The organism is Streptomyces sp. NPDC045955, from assembly GCF_056430805.1.
Genome location: NZ_JBWKKY010000017.1, coordinates 16,479 through 36,216 on the forward strand (window position 1 = coordinate 16,479; position 19,738 = coordinate 36,216).

A 19,738-nucleotide genomic window follows, 5' to 3' on the forward strand; every position below is an offset into this window, starting at 1 on the left:
GTGAGCTGCGGGATTGGGGCGGGGTGCTGTGCGTCGGGGCGGGGGCCGGGTGGGTGCGCAGCCCGGCGGAGCGGGGTGCCGCCGCGCCCACCCGTGCGGCCCCAGCGGCACGACTGCCCGCAGCTGACGCAGCTCAGGCAGCTACGCGCGTGCCGGCAAGTACGGGGCCGTCGACGGGAGGCCCAGGTCCGAGGGGAGCAGGGAGCCGACCCACGTGTCACGGCGTACGCCCTTGTTGTTGGTCGCGGCGCGCAACATGCCTTCGATCGTGAAGCCGGCGCGTTCCGCCACCGCGCGCGAGGCGCGGTTGCCCACCTCGGCGCGCCATTCGACGCGGTCGATCGCCGCGTGGACGAAGGCCCAGCGGCAGGCCGTGAGGGCGGCCTCCGTGACGTATCCGTTGGAGCGGTGCTCCTTGGCGGCCCAGAAGCCGATCTCGGCCACGCCGAGGGCGCGCAGCGTGATGCCGACCATGCCGGTGAGTTCTCCGGAGTGGAGGAAGACGCCGAAGGTGTACATGGACCCGTCCGCCCAGCCGTCGGGCACCAACTGCTCCGTGAAGCCCTCGGCGTGTTCGCGGAGGTACGGCGAAGGGATCGTGGTCCAGCGCTGGATGTCGGGGTCCTGGCAGGCCGCGTACACCGCGTCGGTGTCCTGGGGGCCGACCGTGCGCAGCAGGAGGCGGTCCGTGGTGAGGGTGACGGGGTCCATCGGCCGATTGTGGTGCGAGGCCCGCGCAAAGCACCATCTGTTTGCCGTGAGTGAGGAAGTCATCACGCTTCGCTCAATTCGGGTGAGGGGTGCGGCACCATCCGAGGGGCCCGGACGTTGTCCCCTTTGAAGCAGAGTGAAAGAGAAATGAAGCAGCGGACGGCCGCCGTCTCGGCAGGCCCTCCCGGCGCGGCGGGGTCCTCGCATACGATGGCCGTTGCTCAGTAAGTCAAGTGGTAACCGACCGTCCCAGGCCCGACCGGCAAGGAGACCAACCCCCGTGTCCGTCCTCTCCAAGATCATGCGTGCAGGCGAAGGCAAGATCCTGCGCAAGCTGCACCGCATCGCGGACCAGGTCAACTCCATCGAAGAGGACTTCGTCGACCTCTCCGACGCCGAGCTGCGGGCCCTCACCGATGAGTACAAGCAGCGCTACGCGGACGGCGAGACGCTGGACGACCTGCTGCCCGAGGCGTTCGCCACCGTCCGCGAGGCCGCCAAGCGCGTCCTGGGCCAGCGGCACTACGACGTGCAGATGATGGGCGGCGCCGCCCTGCACATGGGCTACGTGGCCGAGATGAAGACCGGTGAGGGCAAGACCCTCGTCGGCACGCTGCCGGCGTATCTGAACGCGCTGTCCGGCGAGGGCGTCCACATCATCACGGTGAACGACTACCTGGCCGAGCGCGACTCCGAGATGATGGGCCGCGTCCACCGCTTCCTGGGTCTGAGCGTCGGCTGCATCCTCGCCAACATGACGCCGGCTCAGCGCCGCGAGCAGTACGCCTGCGACATCACGTACGGTACGAACAACGAGTTCGGCTTCGACTACCTGCGCGACAACATGGCGTGGTCCAAGGACGAGCTCGTCCAGCGCGGACACAACTTCGCCATCGTCGACGAGGTCGACTCCATCCTCATCGACGAGGCCCGTACGCCGCTGATCATCTCCGGCCCGGCCGACCAGGCCACCAAGTGGTACGGCGACTTCGCCAAGCTGGTCAAGCGCCTCAAGCGCGGCGAGGCGGGCCAGCCGCTCAAGGGCATCGAGGAGACCGGCGACTACGACGTCGACGAGAAGAAGCGCACGGTAGCGATCCACGAGTCCGGTGTCGCCAAGGTCGAGGACTGGCTGGGCATCGACAACCTGTACGAGTCGGTGAACACCCCGCTGGTGGGCTACCTGAACAACGCCATCAAGGCCAAGGAGCTCTTCAAGAAGGACAAGGACTACGTCATCATCGACGACGAGGTCATGATCGTCGACGAGCACACCGGACGTATCCTCGCGGGCCGCCGTTACAACGAGGGCATGCACCAGGCGATCGAGGCGAAGGAAGGAGTGCCGATCAAGGACGAGAACCAGACGCTCGCCACGATCACGCTCCAGAACTTCTTCCGCCTCTACAAGCGCCACGACCACAAGGGCAAGGAGCAGCCCGGCCTCTGCGGCATGACCGGTACCGCGATGACCGAGGCCGCCGAGTTCCACCAGATCTACAAGCTCGGCGTGGTGCCGATCCCGACCAACCGGCCGATGGTCCGCAAGGACCAGTCGGACCTGATCTACCGGACCGAGGTCGCCAAGTTCGAGGCGGTCGTCGACGACATCGAGGAGAAGCACCGCAAGGGCCAGCCGATCCTCGTCGGCACCACCTCGGTCGAGAAGTCCGAGTACCTCTCGCAGCAGCTCAGCAAGCGCGGCATCCAGCACGAGGTGCTGAACGCCAAGCAGCACGACCGTGAGGCGCAGATCGTCGCCCAGGCCGGCCGCAAGGGCTCCGTCACGGTGGCCACGAACATGGCCGGCCGTGGTACGGACATCAAGCTCGGCGGCAACCCCGAGGACCTCGCCGAGGCGGAGCTGCGCCAGCGCGGCCTCGACCCCGAGGAGCACATCGAGGAGTGGGCGCAGGCCCTGCCCGAGGCCCTCCAGCGCGCCGAGAAGGCCGTCCAGGCCGAGAAGGAAGAGGTCGAGAAGCTCGGCGGCCTCTACGTGCTGGGCACCGAGCGGCACGAGTCGCGGCGGATCGACAACCAGCTGCGCGGCCGATCCGGCCGTCAGGGCGACCCGGGCGAGTCCCGCTTCTACCTCTCCCTCGGTGACGACCTGATGCGGCTGTTCAAGGCCCAGATGGTCGAGCGCGTGATGTCGATGGCGAACGTCCCGGACGACGTGCCGATCGAGAACAAGATGGTCACGCGTGCGATCGCCTCCGCCCAGTCGCAGGTCGAGCAGCAGAACTTTGAAACCCGTAAGAACGTCCTGAAGTACGACGAGGTCCTCAACCGCCAGCGTGAGGTCATCTACGGCGAGCGGCGCCGCGTCCTGGAGGGCGAGGACCTGCACGAGCAGATCCAGCACTTCATGGACGACACGATCGACGCCTACGTCCAGGCCGAGACCGCCGAGGGCTTCCCCGAGGACTGGGACCTCGACCGGCTGTGGGGCGCCTTCAAGCAGCTCTACCCGTGCAACGTCACGATCGAGGAGCTGGAGGAGGCGGCCGGCGACCGGGCCGGGCTGACCGCCGAGTTCATCGGCGACTCCATCAAGGACGACATCCACGCGCAGTACGAGGCGCGCGAGGCGCAGCTCGGCTCCGAGATCATGCGTGAGCTGGAGCGCCGGGTCGTGCTGTCGGTCCTCGACCGCAAGTGGCGCGAGCACCTCTACGAGATGGACTACCTCCAGGAGGGCATCGGCCTGCGCGCGATGGCGCAGAAGGACCCGCTGGTCGAGTACCAGCGTGAGGGCTTCGACATGTTCACCGCCATGATGGAGGGCATCAAGGAGGAGTCCGTCGGCTACCTGTTCAACCTGGAGGTTCAGGTCGAGCAGCAGGTCGAGGAGGTCCCGGTCGAGGACACCAAGCCGGTGGCCGACCTGGAGAAGCACGACACGGTGCCGGCCCAGGCCGGGGCGCGTCCGGAGATCCGGGCCAAGGGGCTCGACGCCCCGCAGCGGCGCAACCTCCACTTCTCCGCCCCGACGGTCGACGGCGAGGGCGGCACCATCGAGGGTGACTTCGCCACCGACGAGGAGCCGGTGCGTTCCGAGGCCGACGGCCTCACGCGCGCGGAGCGCCGCAAGCAGGCGCGGAGCCGGGGCCGTCGTAAGAAGTGACGGTCGCTGAGGCGCCGTAGTGGCAGGAAGGGCCGGACACCCGAGGGTGTCCGGCCCTTTCGGTTCGGCGGGGTCAGTCGGCCTCTGCGCGGGGCGGGCGGGGGCCGCCGAGTTCCACCGCCGTGCAGCGCCAGCGGAGGTCCTGGCCGAGTTCCAGACGGAAGGCCATGGCGCGCAGTTGGTCTCCGGCGCCGATGCGGGCGAAGGCCTCGATGGCGCCGGGGCGGGGTTCGAAATAGCCGATGTCGCGGACGACGGGGCGGGTGCCGCGGGTGCGCAGGGGGCCGCGTTCGGCGAGCCAGGCCAGTTCGTCGTAGGCGCGGCCCCTGGTGTGGCGGAGCATCGAGTGGACGGGGCGGTGGCCGCTGAGGACCGCGAGCAGGAGGTCGGCGAAGAGGTCGGTGGGGAGGAGGTGCGGGACCGGCACCGGGCGGTGGCGGTGCCGGCCCGGGACGCGGGGTGCGTTGTCCTGGGAGGCCGGAACGGGTGTGGCGTTCCGGGAGACGTGGGCGGGTGGCGTGGTCTGCCGGGAAGCCGGGACCGATGTGTTCGTCCGGGAGACCGGGGCCGGTGAGGTGTCACGGGAGGCCGGGGCCGGCGTTGGGGTGGGCCGGGTCGCCGGGGCGGTGGCCCGTGTCGCTCTGTGGGGTGCTGTGGGGGTGGCGGAGGGTGTCGGCGGGCGGGTGTCCGTGGGGCGGGTGCGGGGGCTCGTGGTGCGGGCGGAGCCCGGAGGCCGGCCGTCGGCTGCCGGGGTGCGGACGGGGCCTCCGCCGGGGGTGCGGGGCGGCGTGGTGCCGTCGGAGGTCCGGGGAGGGGGGCTCCCGGGGGTGCGCGGGGTGGGGTTGCCGGATGTGCGTGCACCGGCGCTGCCACCGGGGCGGCGTGGGTCGCGGCGGGACGGCGGGCGTGCGGCCGGGCGCTGCTGTGCCCTGGTCATGACCTTGTGCATGGAGGGTCCCCGTTTCGTGGGCCCGGTGGATACCGGGGAGTAACTTCGAGTTGGTGATCTTGTACGGGCCCGACGGGGGCAGGGGCAAGGAAGCGGACCTCGGGTGGCGAGCGCCGGAATGTTCACCTATCAGGGTGATGGGGAGGGCGCGGAACCAGTCACTGCGGGGGTGCGCCGGGTGAATGCCGGGCCTGGAGTTGCCGCGTCCGGCGTCACAGGGTGGAACTCGAAAGGGGACGCGCCGCACGTATCCTGAAGGCCCTCCGGAGCCCTCCGGCCGTGACGACGACCACGAACCGGCCACGAAAAACGACCACGAAGAAACGACCACGAAAGAAGCGGCCAGCCATGCGTGTCTACGTGCCCCTGACCCTCCCCGGTCTCGCCGAGGCGTACAAGACGGGTGAGCTGGGATCCGGGCCGTTCGTCGCGTACGCCGTGACGCCCGGGCTGCGCGAGTGGTACCTCTCCGACGACATCGAGGAACTGGAGTACGCGGCGCTGAGCCGGGCCGCGCTGGCCTCGCTGCGGCTGCTGGCGGCCGAGCCGGAGGCGCCGCGGCGGCGGGTCGTGGTGGCCGTGGACGTGGCCGACCGGGCCGCGAGCGCTGACCCCGACCGAGGGCTCGACCCGGCGGCGCTGGGGGAAGTGCGGGTCGCCGGCCCCGTCGCACTGGCCAAGGCGGCGTCCGTGCATGTCGACGCCGCGGACGCGGAGGCGGATGTGACGGCGGCGGCCGAGGCACTGCCGGCGGCGGACGGTGGGGACGACGACGCGCAGTTCGTCGTGGACGGGGCGGAGGACCACGAGCTGCTGTGGTTCGCCACGCAGGAGATTCCCAACCTGGTGGGGCGCGGGGACTGAGCGCCCGGGTGGGTGCTCTCGGCGTGCAGAGGGGCGCGCTGAGTCGCCGTTCTCTTGATTGTCAGTGGGGGCGGGTACGTTTTGGGGCATGGGGAAGCAGACGGGCGCGCACATTGTCTGGGACTGGAACGGGACGCTGTTCCACGACATCGACGCGATCATCGGGGCGACGAACGCGGCGTTCGCCGAGCTGGGGCTTGAGCCGCTGACGCTGGAGAAGTACCGGGAGCTCTACTGCGTGCCGGTGCCGAAGTTCTATGAGCGGCTGATGGGGCGGCTGCCGACCGAGGCCGAGTGGGAGGTCATGGACGACATCTTCCATCGGTACTACGCGGAGCACCGGGTGCGCTGCGGGCTGACCGCGGGGGCGGTGGAGCTGCTGTCCGGGTGGCGGTCGGCGGGGCGGAGTCAGTCGATCCTCAGTATGTACGTGCATGAGGAGCTGGTTCCGTTGGTGCGGGGATTCGGGATCGAGCCGCACTTCATACGGGTGGACGGGCGGACCGGGCCGTCGGGGGGCAGCAAGGCCGAGCACATGGTGCGGCATCTCGCGTCGCTCGTGAGCGTGGCTCCTGAACGCACCGTGGTGATCGGGGACGCCGCGGATGATGCGGTGGCCGCGCAGTACGTGGGGGCGCGGGCCGTGCTGTACACCGGCGGATCGCACAGTCGGGCGAGTCTGGAGGCGGTGGGAGTGCCGGTCGTGGACACCCTGGAGGAGGCCGTGGCGGAGGCTGAGCGGCTGGCGGCGTAGCTGGGTACTCGGCGGTTGTACCGGGGTCGGGTGGGGACGCAGCCCGGCGTGACGGGGTGCCGCTGCGCCCACCCGTGCGGCCCTCGGCGGCACGATTGCCCGCAGCTGGGCCCGTCGCCCTGTAGGGGCACTGTGCAGAACGTCAAACTTCCAGGCCTGGTTTTGTACACATACGGCTCATGACGGGCCCCCTGTAAGGAGCGATAGCCTTGGTGGCGTGATCAGCGCGATAGTTCGCGGGGACGTCGTCGTCCCTGCCCTGCGCCCGGAGAGCACGGACCACATCCGTGACCGGGCGGCGGTCGCTGGTCTTCGCGGGCGGGACGGGGCTTCGAGGACTCCCGGGACGCCGAGCACCACCCGGACCGAGGCGTCGCAGAGAGCAGCCTCACACCCGTGTGACAGCTCAAGATTGGCTCAGACACCCCCGCTCATCTCACCTTGCGGCATAGCGTCGGAACAGACCGGATACCCCGTGTCACGACGTGACGTCGTAAGCGCAGAGGCCGTACTTCCTTCTACGTCACGCAACGGCGCGCGACAGGAGCCAGAGGACAATGCAGACCAAGCTGGACGAAGCCAAGGCCGAGTTGCTCGAGAGGGCCGCCCGGGTTGCTGAGAACAGCCCGGTCGGGGGGCACCTACCGACCGGGTCGACGGGCGAGGAGACCCCAGACGCCCGGGAGGCCCCGGATCGCGAGTCCCTGCTCTCGTTCCTCCAGCGTTACTACCTGCACACGGCCCCGGAGGACCTGACCGACCGCGACCCGGTCGACGTCTTCGGAGCCGCCGTCTCGCACTACCGGCTGGCCGAAAACCGCCCTCAGGGCACGGCCAACGTGCGGGTGCACACCCCCACGGTGGAAGAGAACGGGTGGACGTGCAGCCACTCCGTGGTCGAGGTCGTCACCGACGACATGCCCTTCCTCGTCGACTCCGTCACCAATGAGCTGACGCGGCAGGGGCGCGGGATTCACGTCGTCATCCACCCGCAGTTCGTCGTGCGGCGCGACGTCACCGGCAAGCTCATCGAGGTGCTGCCCAAGCCCGCGACCGGCATGGGTGACCTTCCGCACGACGCGCACATCGAGTCCTGGATCCACGTCGAGATCGATCGCGAGACCGACCGGGCCGATCTGAAGCAGATCACCGCCGACCTGCTGCGGGTGCTGTCCGACGCCCGCGAGGCCGTCGAGGACTGGGGCAAGATGCGGGAGGCGGCGCTCCGGCTGGCGGAGGGGCTGCCGGACGAGCCCATCCCCGGTGACCTGCCCGGGCCCCAGGTCGAGGAGGCCCGCGAGCTGCTGCGCTGGCTGGCCGACGACCACTTCACCTTCCTCGGCTACCGCGAGTACCAGCTGCGCGGGGACGACTCGCTGGCCGCCGTGCCCGGCACCGGCCTCGGCATCCTGCGCGCCGACCCGCACCACTCCGACCAGGAGAGCCACCCGGTCAGCCCGTCCTTCGAGCGGCTGCCCGCCGACGCCCGGGCCAAGGCCCGCGAGCACAAGCTGCTCGTCCTGACCAAGGCGAACAGCCGGTCGACCGTGCACCGGCCGTCGTACCTGGACTACATCGGGGTCAAGAAGTTCGACGCCGAGGGCAATGTCGTCGGCGAGCGGCGGTTCCTCGGGCTGTTCTCCTCCGCCGCCTACACCGAGTCCGTGCGCCGGGTCCCGGTCATCCGGCGCAAGGTCGAGGAGGTCCTCGAACAGGCCGGGTTCTCGCCCAACAGCCACGACGGGCGCGACCTGCTCCAGATCCTGGAGACCTACCCGCGCGACGAGCTGTTCCAGACCCCGGTCGACGAGCTGCGGTCCATCGTCACCTCCGTCCTCTACCTCCAGGAGCGCAGGCGGCTGAGGCTCTACCTGCGCCAGGACGAGTACGGGCGCTACTACTCCGCCCTCGTCTACCTCCCGCGCGACCGCTACACCACGGCCGTCCGCCTGCGGATCATCGAGATCCTCAAGGAGGAACTGAGCGGCATCAGCGTCGACTTCACGGCCTGGAACACCGAGTCGATCCTGTCCCGGCTGCACTTCGTGGTCAGGGTCCCGCAGGGCACCGAACTGCCCGAGCTGTCCGACGCCGACAAGGAGCGCATCGAGGCCCGGCTGGTGGAGGCCGCCCGCTCCTGGGAGGACGCCTTCGCCGAGGCGCTCAACGCCGAGCTCGGCGAGGAGCAGGCGGCCGAGCTGATGCGCCGGTACGCGCACGCTTTCCCCGAGGGGTACAAGGCCGACCACAACCCGCGCGCCGCGGTCGCCGACCTGGTCCACCTCGAACAGCTGAACGCCGAGGAGGGCCAGGACTTCGCGCTCAGCCTCTACGAGCCGGTGGGCGCGGCCCCCGAGGAGCGCCGCTTCAAGATCTACCGCACGGGCGACGCCATCTCCCTGTCGGCGGTGCTGCCGGTCCTCAACCGGCTCGGCGTCGAGGTGGTCGACGAGCGGCCGTACGAGCTGCGCTGCTCGGACCGGAGCGTGGCCTGGATCTACGACTTCGGCCTGCGCATGCCCCGCTCCCGCGGCGGTGGTGAGTACCTCGCCGACGACGCCCGCGAGCGGTTCCAGGACGCCTTCGCCGCCACCTGGACCGGAAAGGCCGAGAACGACGGCTTCAACGCCCTGGTGCTGAGCGCCGGGCTGACCTGGCGCCAGGCCATGGTGCTGCGGGCGTACGCGAAGTACCTGCGGCAGGCGGCGTCCACGTTCAGCCAGGACTACATGGAGGACACCCTCCGCAACAACGTCCACACCACCCGCCTGCTCGTCTCCCTGTTCGAGGCGCGGATGTCGCCGGACCGGCAGCGCGCGGGGCACGAGATCGTGGACGCGCTGCTGGAGGAGGTCGACGCGGCCCTCGACCAGGTGGCCTCGCTCGACGAGGACCGGATCCTGCGGTCCTTCCTCACCGTCATCAAGGCGACGCTGCGGACCAACTTCTTCCAGGAGGCGGCGGGCGGCAAGCCGCACGACTACGTCTCCATGAAGTTCGACCCGCAGGCCATCCCGGACCTTCCGGCGCCCCGCCCGGCGTTCGAGATCTGGGTGTACTCGCCGCGTGTCGAGGGCGTGCACCTGCGCTTCGGCAAGGTCGCGCGCGGGGGCCTGCGCTGGTCCGACCGCCGTGAGGACTTCCGTACGGAGATCCTCGGGCTGGTCAAGGCGCAGATGGTGAAGAACACCGTCATCGTGCCGGTCGGCGCCAAGGGCGGCTTCGTCGCCAAGCAGCTGCCCGACCCGAGCGTCGACCGCGACGCGTGGATGGCCGAGGGCGTCGCCAGCTACAAGACGTTCATCTCGGCGCTGCTCGACATCACCGACAACATGGTGGCCGGCGAGGTCGTGCCCCCGGCGGACGTCGTGAGGCACGACGAGGACGACACGTACCTCGTCGTCGCCGCAGACAAAGGCACCGCGACCTTCTCCGACATCGCCAACGAGGTCGCCGAGAAGTACAACTTCTGGCTCGGTGACGCCTTCGCCTCCGGCGGCTCGGCCGGCTACGACCACAAGGGCATGGGCATCACCGCCCGCGGCGCCTGGGAGTCCGTCAAGCGGCACTTCCGGGAGCTGGGTGTGGACACCCAGACCGAGGACTTCACGGTCGTCGGCATCGGCGACATGTCCGGTGACGTGTTCGGCAACGGCATGCTGCTCTCCGAGCACATCCGCCTGGTGGCCGCCTTCGACCACCGGCACATCTTCATCGACCCGAACCCGGACGCCGCCACCTCCTACGCCGAGCGCCGCCGCCTGTTCGAGCTGCCGCGTTCCAGCTGGGAGGACTACAACAAGGAGCTGCTGTCGGCCGGCGGCGGCATCTTCCCGCGTACGGCCAAGGCGATCCCGGTCAACGCGCACATCCGCGAGGCCCTCGGCATCGAGGCCAAGGTCACCAAGCTGACCCCGGCCGACCTGATGAAGGCGATCCTCAAGGCGCCGGTGGACCTGCTGTGGAACGGCGGCATCGGTACGTACGTCAAGTCCTCCGCAGAGTCGAACGCGGACGTCGGCGACAAGGCCAACGACGCCATCCGCGTCGACGGCAAGGACCTGCGCGTCAACGTCGTCGGCGAGGGCGGCAACCTGGGCCTGACCCAGCTCGGCCGGATCGAGTTCGCGCTGCACGGCGGCCGCATCAACACCGACGCCATCGACAACAGCGCGGGTGTGGACACCTCCGACCACGAGGTGAACATCAAGATCCTGCTCAACGGCCTGGTCGCGGACGGCGACATGACCGTCAAGCAGCGCAACAAGCTGCTCGCCGAGATGACCGACGAGGTCGGTCAGCTGGTGCTGCGCAACAACTACGCGCAGAACACGGCGATCGCCAACGCCCTCGCCCAGTCCAAGGACATGCTCCACGCCCAGCAGCGCTTCATGAAGCACCTGGTCAGGGAGGGCCACCTCGACCGTGCGCTGGAGTTCCTGCCCACCGACCGGCAGATCCGCGAGCGGCTCGCCCAGGGGCAGGGCCTGACCAGCCCGGAGACGGCCGTCCTGCTGGCGTACACGAAGATCACGGTCGCCGAGGAGCTGCTGCACACCTCGCTGCCCGACGACCCGTACCTGCGGGGCCTGCTGCACTGCTACTTCCCGACCGAGCTGCGCGAGCAGTTCGCCCAGCGCATCGACGGCCACCCGCTGCGCCGCGAGATCACCACGACCGTCCTGGTCAACGACACGGTCAACACGGGCGGTACGACATACCTGCACCGCCTGCGCGAGGAGACCGGCGCGTCCCTGGAGGAGATCGTCCGGGCCCAGACCGCGGCGCGTGCGATCTTCCGCTCCGCGGAGGTGTGGGACGGGGTCGAGGCGCTCGACAACAAGGCCGAGGCCGACGTCCAGACCCGCATCCGGCTGCACTCGCGCCGCCTCGTGGAGCGCGGCACGCGCTGGCTGCTCAACAACCGGCCGCAGCCGCTCCAGCTCGCCGAGACCGTCGACTTCTTCGCCGACCGCGTCGAGCAGGTCTGGGCGCAGCTTCCGAAGCTGCTGCGGGGCGCGGACCTGGAGTGGTACCAGAAGATCTACGACGAGCTGACGGACGCCGGCGTCCCGGACGAACTCGCCACCCGCGTGGCCGGGTTCTCCTCCGCCTTCCCGACCCTCGACATCGTCTCGGTGGCCGACCGCATGGGCCGGGAGCCGCTGGACGTCGCCGAGGTCTACTACGACCTCGCCGACCGGCTGCGGATCACCCAGCTCATGGACCGCATCATCGAGCTGCCCCGCGCCGACCGCTGGCAGTCCATGGCCCGTGCGGCGATCCGCGAGGACCTGTACGCGGCGCACGCGGCGCTGACCGCCGACGTCCTGGCGGTGGGCAACGGCACCTCGACGCCCGAGCAGCGCTACAAGGCGTGGGAGCAGAAGAACGCGGCGATCCTCGGCCGGGCCCGCACCACACTGGAGGAGATCCAGAGCTCCGAGGCGTTCGACCTCGCGAACCTGTCGGTCGCGATGCGGACGATGCGGACCCTGCTGCGGACGCATTCGTAGGACTGGTCCCAGGACCAGGAAGGAGTACGGCGGAGTGGGCGCCCCGGGCCGATGTCGGCCGGGGGCGCTTTCTTGGCGTGCCTTAGGGCGATTCGAGTGGAGGACTTACGGTTTCCGGCTAAGGCTTGGGGCGTGACAGTGAATCTCTCCGGGGAGCGAGCGGCCGCTCCCGCCCCGCCGGTGAAGCCCGTCGTCGTCGAAGTAGTGACCTTCGCGCTGGTCGGCGGGAGCGGCGTCGCGGTGAACTTCCTGGTGTTCAACGCGTTCCTGCACGGGCTGCACCGGGCCGCCATGCCGGCGACCGTGCTGGCCAGCCTGATCGCCATGGGCACGAATTACCTCGGGTTCCGGTATTTCACCTACCGGGACAGGGCGTCCCGCACCCGGCGCCAGATCGCGCTGTTCTTCGGCTTCAGCGGGATCGGCGTGGCCATGGAGAGCGGGCTGTTCTACGCCGGGTACCACGGACTCGGCCTGACCGGTCCCCTCGAGTCCAACGCGGTCAAGGCGGCCTCCATCGTGCTGGCCTCCGCCTTCCGCTTCCTCGTCTGCCGCACCTGGGTGTTCCAGCACGATGCGCACCGCACCTAGACCGGCGGCCCTCGTCGCGCAGGCGGCGGCCACGGTGGTCGTCCTGTTGCTGGTCCTCGTGATCGTCCGGCTGCCGTGGGCCGGGGATCTCGGCATGCACGCCGCGACCGTCCAGCGGCTGCGGCACGATCTCGTCGACCCGGGCAATCCGCTCGTCGACGCGGACACGCCGAGCCCGTACTACTCGCCCTGGATGCTGGTGCTCGGCTGCGTCGCCCGGGTGAGCGGTCTGTCGGTCTTCGTGGTCCTGCGGCTGGGGGCGCTGGCCGGGCTCGCGCTGCTGCTGTCGGGGGTGTGGCGGTACGTGCGGACGCTGAGCGGCCATCGTGCCGCGCCGGCGCTGGCCGTCCTGAGCCTGCTGTTCCTGTGGGGGACGGTCCTGTTCAACTGGAGCGGCTTCTACGGGCTCAACTCGCTCGCCCTGACGGTGTCGTATCCGAGTGTGTTCGCGCTGGGGCTCGCGTTCCACTTGTGGGCGTGGCTCGGGCGGGCGGTGCGCGGCCACGGCAATGGTCATGACGACGGCGACGGCGACGACCATGGTCACGGTGACGCGGGATGGGGTGTGTGGCTCGGTCTGGGGGCGCTGTGGGCGCTGATCCTGCTGTGCCATCAGTTCTCGGGGGTGGTGGCCACGCTGGGGGCGGTCGCGACGGTGGTGGCCGCGCGGCCGGGACGGGCGGTATGGGTCCGGCTGGGCGGTGGGCTGGTGCTGGGGCTGATCGTGCTGCTGCTGTGGCCGTACTACGACTTCTTCGCGCTGTTCGGAGCCGGTGCGGATCTGGAGTCGGTGCACCGGCGGTTGTACGAGGACCTGGTCGGGCGGTACTGGCTGGTGCTGCTCGGCGTGGTGGCGCTGGGGATGCGGTGGCGGCGCGACCGGTGGGATCCGCTGGTGCTGTTCTTCGTCCTGGGGGGCGTCGTAGTGGCGGCGGGTGGGGTGAGCGGGCACTGGTCGTGGGGGCGTGCGCTGCCGGCGGCGTTGATTCCGGCGCAGGTGGCTGTGGCGGTGGAGGTGGGGGAGGCCGGGCGGCGGGGGGCTCGGGCCGGATGGGCGTGTGCGCTGGGGGCGGCGTTGGTCGTGGGCGCTTGGACGCAGATCGGCACGGTCGGGTACGTGGTGAAGCCGCGGAATCTGCCGGAAGCCGTCGCGGAGAAGTACCGGCGGCCCTGGGCGGGGTACTTCTGGATGACGCCATGGGTGAAGTACGGGGACGTGGTGATGGCCCGGGAGGGGCGGCCGGCCCGGCAGATCCCCGCGTACGGGGCGTACACCGTGGCGCCTGGATATCCCGACTTCTTCCTGCCGGGGGAACGGCGGCGGGCGGCGGCTGTGCGGAGGTATTTCGGCCCGGAGACGTCAGGGCGGGAGCGCCAGGAGATTCTCCGGGAGTACGGGGTGCGGTGGGTTGTGGACAAGGGGGCCGCCGGGAAACGCGGTGTGAGGTTGCGGGAGGTGATTCAGGGGCCTGAGGGGCAGGTGTTGTACGCGGTGGTGCGATGACAGGGCTCGGCGGCGCTGTGCGACTGGTCCCGAGCGCGGCCCGTCAGCGGCTTCGGCGGGCATTGAGCCGGGCGGCCTGGCGTGTCAGGTGGTTGCGCTCGGCCAGGTTGGGTGCCTTCCGAGCCGCCTCGGCGTACAGCCGTGCCGCTGTCGTCAGGTCGCCGTCGCGCTCGTGGAGGTACGCCGCCACCGCGGTGTGGCGGGGCAGGGAGGAGTCCAGCGCCGCGAGGGCCGCGAGGCCGGCGCGCGGTCCGTCGGCCTCCCCGACCGCGACCGCGCGGTTGAGCCGGACGACCGGGCTGTCGGTGAGGCGCGCGAGTTCGTCGTACCACTCGACGATCTGCACCCAGTCGGTCTCCTCGGCGGTGGGCGCGTCGGCGTGGAGGGCGGCGATGGCGGCCTGGGCCTGGAACTCGCCCAGCCGGTCGCGGGCGAGGGCCGCCTGGAGGATTCCGACGCCCTCGGCGATCGACGCGGTGTCCCACCGGCCGCGGTCCTGCTCGGCGAGCGGCACCAGGCTGCCGTCGGGCGCGGTCCGGGCGGCACGCCGGGCGTGGTGGAGCAGCATGAGGGCGAGCAGCCCGGCCACCTCGGGGTGGTCGATGGACGCGGCGAGCTGCCGGGTGAGCCGGATGGCCTCGGCGGCGAGGTCGACGTCGCCGGAGTAGCCCTCGTTGAAGACGAGGTAGAGGACGCGCAACACGGTGGCGACGTCGCCGGGCCGGTCGAAGCGCACGCCGGAGACGGTGCGCTTGGCCCGGCTGATGCGCTGCGCCATGGTCGCCTCGGGCACCAGATAGGCCTCGGCGATCTGGCGGGTGGTCAGCCCGCCGACGGCGCGCAGCGTGAGCGCGACCGCCGATGCGGGGGTCAGCGACGGGTGGGCGCACAGGAAGTAGAGCTGGAGCGTGTCGTCCACCGCGGGTGCCGGCCCGGGCACCGGCTCCTCCTCGACACGGTCCTCACGCCGGCGGCGGGCGGCGTCGGCGCGCGTCGCGTCGAGGAACTTGCGCCAGGCCACGGTCACCAGCCAGCCCTTGGCGTCCCGCGGGGGGTCGGCCGGCCAGACCCGGAGCGCCTCGACCAAGGCGTCCTGCACGGCGTCCTCGGCCGCCGCGAAGTCGGCTCCGCGGCGGACGAGGACGGTGAGCACGCTCGGCGTGAGGCTCCTGAGCAGGGCCTCGTTCATCCGGGTCACCTGGGAGGTCACTCCGTGATGGTGGGCTGCACGCCGTAGAACGGGCGCAGCTCCAGCCACTCGTGGATGGGCTTCCCGCCCGCACCGGGGGCGGCGGACAGCTCCCCGGCCAGCTCCACGGCCCGCTCGTAGCTGTCGACGTCGATCACCATCCAGCCGGCGATGAGGTCCTTGGTCTCGGCGAACGGGCCGTCGGTGACCGGCGGGCGCCCCTCACCGTCGTAGCGGACCCAGGTTCCCTCGGGGGCGAGCGCCTGACCGTCGACGAACTCGCCGGTCTTCTCCAGCCGGGCCGCGAAGTCGTTCATGTACTGCAGGTGGGCCGAGATCTCCTCGGGGCTCCACTGGTCCATCGGCACGTCGTTGGCCGGAGCCGGGGCGCCGCGGTAGTGCTTCAGCAGCAGGTACTTGGCCATCGTGTTCTCCTCGGGGCTCGTGCGACCCATTGTGGTCGCGTTCACCCCGGGGACGGAGCCGGACGCGGGTTCTCGACATCTCCGTCGACATCCGCGCCGACTTTCTTTGCCCGGCCTGTTTCACCTGGTGGCCCGGCTTACCTCAGCGCGCTCGCCACCAGGCGTGCCGCCCTCTTCACCCGGGGCCTCGCCACCCGGCGGGTCAGCGGGCGGATCAGGGTCGCCGTCAGGCCCAGCGGTTCCCAGCGGACCTGCAGGCGGCCCGGGCCGTGCCCCTCCGGTTCCAGGGTCAGGCGGTGGTGGGGGACCTGGGTCGTCAGGGCCGGGAACGTCAGGGGGGCCAGGAGCAGGCCCGTGTGGGTCAAGCCCTGGTGTTCCAGGCGGAGCAAGGGGTGGCGGACTCCGGCGAAGCCGTGGAAGGGAAGGGGCGCCGCCGCCAGGTCCAGGTGGGCGTGGCCCTCGAAGATGCCGGGGCGGACGGGACAGAGGCGGAACGGGACGCGCAGACGGCGCCGGCCCGGTGCGATGAGGACGGTCGCGCGCTGGGGCCCGACCGGGAGGCGCAGGGCCGGGTCGTACGTGCGGATGGTGAGGTCGACCGAGGCGCCCGGACCCCGGGTGATCTCCGTGATCTCGTGGCGGAACTGGGCGCTCGGGAAGGGGCGCGTCTCCAGCTCCAGGTCGGAGATGTCCAGCTCACGGCGGGACCACGCGGAGGGCGGAATGCGGGAGCCCCAGTAGGTGCGGCCCTTTTCGTCCGTCGTGACGTGCCTCGGTGCCACGCCGTGGCCGAGGCCCCGTGCCGCCAGACCGGCCTCCGGCAGGCGGCGGTCGCGGATCAGCTGGATGACCACGCGCTCGGCGCGGGGCAGGCGGGCGAACGCGCCCGGCGTGAGCGTGTCCAGGTACGGCGTGACGATGTCCGCGAAGGAGGACAGCCACTCCTCGTCCCGGTAGGGCAGGTCACCGGCGTACATCCGGAAGTCGTGCTTGAGGAACTTGTGGTCCTTGTCCTCCCGCAGCGACTCGTGCCCGCTCTCGGCCAGGAACGTGTCGATGAGGTGCTGGACGTGGACGCGGTCGCGGACGTTGGCGACCTTGTGCCGCTGGTTGGATATCGAGGCCGTGTCCAAGGCGGCGAACGGGGCGACGTACCAGCGGTAGACCGGCTCCGGGATGATCGTGAACGCCTTGGCCAGGCAGTACGCCTGCGCCGAGAACAGCTGGTCCTCGTAGTGGATGCCCTCGGGGAAGCGCAGGCCGTGCCGGTCGAGGAAGGCGCGGGCGTACATCTTGCTGGTGGCGAGGTGCTCGAAGAGCAGCCGCGGGTCGGCCTCGATGCCCTCCAGGGTGCGGCGCTCGGCGACCAGGTGCGGCATCCACGTCGAACGGCGGCCGGTGTCGACCCGGATCCGCTGCACCGCGCCCATCGCGAAGTCGATCTCGCGCTCGCGGTGCGCGGCGAGCAGCAGTTCGACGGCGTCCTCGGGAAGTTCGTCGTCGCTGTCGAGGAACATCAGGTACGGCGCCCGGGCGATCTCCAGGGCGCGGTTGCGCGGGACGCTGCATCCGCCGCTGTTCTCCTCCAGGCGCAGGTGGCGGATGCGGGGGTCCTCGGCGGCCAGACGCCGTGCGACCTCGGGGGTCTCGTCCGTCGAGTGGTCGTCGCTGATGACGATCTCCACGTTGGCGTGGGTCTGCCGGCGGACCGAGTCGACCGCGCGGGGGAGGCGCTCGGCGTCGTTGTAGACGATGACCGTCACGGTGACGTCGGGGGTGCTCATGCGGTCGCCTCCTGCGGGGTCGGGGCCGGGGTGCGTTCCTCGATGGGCAGCACCGGCGGCAGGGACCGTTCGTCCTGGCCGAGGAAGACCCGGCGCACGACGCGTTCGGCGGCGCGTCCGTCGTCGTACTCGCAGAACCGGCGCCGGAAGACGGCCCGGGTCTTCGCCGCGCCCTCGTCGCGCCAGGCCTCGGTGGCGAGGATCTCCGTCAGCTCCTCCTGGCTGCGGGCGACGGGGCCCGGGGCCTCGGCCATCAGGTCGAAGTAGACGCCGCGGGTGGTGCGGTACGTCTCCCAGTCGTCGGCGTGGATCACGATCGGCCGGTCGAGGTTGGCGTAGTCGAACATGATCGAGGAGTAGTCCGTGACCAGGGCGTCCGCCGCCAGGCACAGCTCCTCCACCGGGTCGTAGGAGGAGACGTCGATGATCCGGCCCGTGCGGCGCAGGTTGGTGAGCGGGGAGGCCGCGCCGCCGTAGAAGTAGTGGCCGCGGACGAGCAGGACCGTGTCCTCGCCGAGGCGGTCGGCGAGGGCGGCGAGGTCCAGGCGCGGGGTCCAGCCGGCCTCGTAGTCGCGGTGGGTGGGCGCGTAGAGGACGGCCCGGCGGCCCGGCGCGATGCCGAGCCTGTCACGGACCCTGCGGATGTCCTCGGCGCCGGCCGTGTAGTAGACGTCGTTGCGCGGATAGCCGTGGTCGAGGGAGACGTAGTGCGACGGGTACGCGCGCTCCCACATGCGCGTGGTGTGGCTGTTGGCGGAGACGCTGTAGTCCCACTTGTCGATGCGCTCCAGCAGCGCCTGGAAGTCCAGGCCCTGCGCGGCCGCCGGGTACGCCATCTGGTCGATGCCCATGCGCTTCAGGGGCGTGCCGTGGTGGGTCTGGAGGTGGATCGCGTCGGGGCGTTTGACCACCGCGTTGGGGAAGTTGACGTTGTTGACGAGGTACTTGGCGGTCGCCAGCACCTCCCAGTAGCGGCGGCTGCCGGGCACGACGTGGTCGGTGCCGGGCGGCAGCAGGGCCGCGTTCTCCTCGGTCACCACCCACACCGGGTGGATCTGCGGGGCCAGTTCGGCGAGCTTCGCGGCGATCGCGGCCGGGTTGCAGGCGACGCCGCGGTTCCAGTACGCCGAGAACACCGCCAGGTGGGGGTCGACCGGGCGGCCGAGTGCCCTGCGGTACTGGTGGTCGCGGAGCTTGGCGCCGGCCTGCCGCTTGCGGGCCCGTACGGCTGACTTGGCGGTGCGGCGGGTGCGGTTGACGGCCTGGAAGGCCCGGTACCTGCCGTAGGCGCCCTCTTCGAGCAGGGAGCGGCGGACGCCTTCGAGTCCGGCCGGGCGCCGGTAGCCCTCGGGACGGCGGCGCAGGGCGGCCAGGGACGCCCGGCGGAAGAACTCCCGCGCGACCTCCTCCGGCATGCCGCCGCGCGCGAAGGTGCGCAGGCAGTCGCGGACCATGACGTCGTAGAGCACGGTGTGGGCGGCGCGGCGGTCCCGGGTGAGGTCGAGGAGCGACTCGTAGCGCTCGACGAGGCCGTAGTGCTGCTCGGGGGTGACCGGGGGCAGGCTCGCGGGGCGCAGCCTGCGGTCCTCGTAGGCGACGTGCGGCAGGCAGGCGACGCGGTCGGCGAGCAGCAGGGCGGCCAGGGCGGCGTACGGCTCGTCGTCGGTGGTGAGCCGCTGTTCGTGCGCCCGCCAGAAGTCCGCGCGCAGCACGCGGGTGCCGAGCAGCGGGGTCAGGCGCAGCAGGGGCGCGCAGTCGTCGAGGGGGACGTCGGCCCGGCCCGCCCGGGCCAGCAGGGAGCCGTCCCGGGAGGGCATGCCGGAGGTGTGCCAGGTGCTGCGGACGTGGTCGACGAGGAGGACGTCCACCTCGGCCGGGAGCTCGGCCACCCGCTCGGCGATCGTGCGCGGGGCGCCGGCGGGCAGGCCGTCCTTGGCGTGGACGAAGTGCAGCCAGCGCCCGGAGGCCCGCGCCGCGCCCGCCGCCCGGGCCGCGGCGTCACCCGTGCCGTCCGGCAGCGGCACTACGTCGACCGGGCCGCCGTCCGGGGTGTGCCGCTCGGCCGTCTCCAGGGCCCAGTCGCCGACCGCGGCCACGATGAGCTCGGCGTCCGGCAGGGGATGCGCGGCGAGGGAGTCGAGAAGCTCCGTCAGATGGTCCTGCACGTTCGGCCCGTGGACGATGACGCTGAGCTCGGGCATCACAGGGGCTCCTCCCTCTCGGCGCACCAGGCGGGCCTTATGCGGTCATGGTGTCACCAATGCGGCAAAAGGACCGACCGGGGTGGGCCTCACGAGGGAACCGGCACCTCACGAGGGAACCGG

General features: G+C 70.9%; 12 protein-coding genes. 6 read left to right on the plus strand and 6 right to left on the minus strand.

What is annotated here, in order from left to right; translation table 11 throughout:
* Nucleotides 1–141 precede the first annotated feature (141 nt).
* Nucleotides 142–711: a GNAT family N-acetyltransferase gene (locus AC07F0_RS29665; RefSeq protein WP_478983114.1), complete on the minus strand. Its 570-nt coding sequence runs from the start codon at nucleotides 709–711 to the stop codon at nucleotides 142–144.
* Nucleotides 712–991: 280 nt separating this feature from the next.
* Here AC07F0_RS29665 and secA point away from each other — a divergent pair, with 280 nt between their 5' ends.
* Complete coding sequence (gene secA / locus AC07F0_RS29670; protein WP_436727766.1) at nucleotides 992–3,838, plus strand: preprotein translocase subunit SecA; 2,847 nt, start codon at nucleotides 992–994, stop codon at nucleotides 3,836–3,838.
* 73 nt (nucleotides 3,839–3,911) lie between these two features.
* Here secA and AC07F0_RS29675 read toward each other — a convergent pair whose 3' ends face one another.
* Complete coding sequence (locus AC07F0_RS29675; RefSeq protein WP_478983115.1) at nucleotides 3,912–4,787, minus strand: Rv3235 family protein; 876 nt, start codon at nucleotides 4,785–4,787, stop codon at nucleotides 3,912–3,914.
* Nucleotides 4,788–5,135: 348 nt separating this feature from the next.
* Between AC07F0_RS29675 and AC07F0_RS29680 the strand changes: the two genes are divergently transcribed.
* The 5 genes from AC07F0_RS29680 to AC07F0_RS29700 all read left to right on the plus strand — a co-directional run bounded on the left by AC07F0_RS29680 (nucleotide 5,136) and on the right by AC07F0_RS29700 (nucleotide 14,016).
* A complete protein-coding gene (locus tag AC07F0_RS29680; protein WP_436731331.1) occupies nucleotides 5,136–5,651 on the plus strand; it encodes a DUF6912 family protein in 516 nt (171 codons plus the stop codon).
* A gap of 88 nt (nucleotides 5,652–5,739) precedes the next feature.
* Entirely contained in the window at nucleotides 5,740–6,405 is a 666-nt protein-coding gene (locus tag AC07F0_RS29685) for an HAD family hydrolase (RefSeq protein ID WP_436731330.1), read from the plus strand.
* Between the two features lie 557 nt (nucleotides 6,406–6,962).
* Nucleotides 6,963–11,921 (plus strand): NAD-glutamate dehydrogenase, encoded by a 4,959-nt coding sequence (locus tag AC07F0_RS29690; RefSeq protein WP_478983116.1) that lies wholly within the window; start codon nucleotides 6,963–6,965, stop codon nucleotides 11,919–11,921.
* Between the two features lie 132 nt (nucleotides 11,922–12,053).
* On the plus strand, nucleotides 12,054–12,512 hold the full coding sequence (locus AC07F0_RS29695; protein ID WP_478983117.1) for a GtrA family protein: 459 nt from the start codon (nucleotides 12,054–12,056) through the stop codon (nucleotides 12,510–12,512).
* Entirely contained in the window at nucleotides 12,496–14,016 is a 1,521-nt protein-coding gene (locus AC07F0_RS29700; protein ID WP_478983118.1) for a hypothetical protein, read from the plus strand. The genes AC07F0_RS29695 and AC07F0_RS29700 overlap by 17 nt, the downstream gene beginning before the upstream one ends.
* 43 nt (nucleotides 14,017–14,059) lie before the next feature.
* Here the strand turns inward: AC07F0_RS29700 and AC07F0_RS29705 are convergent, their stop codons facing one another.
* The 4 genes from AC07F0_RS29705 to AC07F0_RS29720 form a co-directional block, all read right to left on the minus strand.
* Entirely contained in the window at nucleotides 14,060–15,205 is a 1,146-nt protein-coding gene (locus tag AC07F0_RS29705) for an RNA polymerase sigma factor (protein WP_478983195.1), read from the minus strand.
* Nucleotides 15,206–15,222: 17 nt separating this feature from the next.
* Nucleotides 15,223–15,630, minus strand: a complete 408-nt coding sequence (locus tag AC07F0_RS29710) for a YciI family protein (RefSeq protein WP_436731413.1) — start codon at nucleotides 15,628–15,630, stop codon at nucleotides 15,223–15,225.
* 137 nt (nucleotides 15,631–15,767) lie between these two features.
* Nucleotides 15,768–17,414, minus strand: a complete 1,647-nt coding sequence (locus tag AC07F0_RS29715; RefSeq protein ID WP_478983119.1) for a glycosyltransferase family 2 protein — start codon at nucleotides 17,412–17,414, stop codon at nucleotides 15,768–15,770.
* Nucleotides 17,411–19,615: a CDP-glycerol glycerophosphotransferase family protein gene (locus AC07F0_RS29720; RefSeq protein WP_478983120.1), complete on the minus strand. Its 2,205-nt coding sequence runs from the start codon at nucleotides 19,613–19,615 to the stop codon at nucleotides 17,411–17,413. Before AC07F0_RS29720 ends, AC07F0_RS29715 begins: the two co-directional genes overlap by 4 nt.
* Nucleotides 19,616–19,738 lie beyond the last annotated feature (123 nt).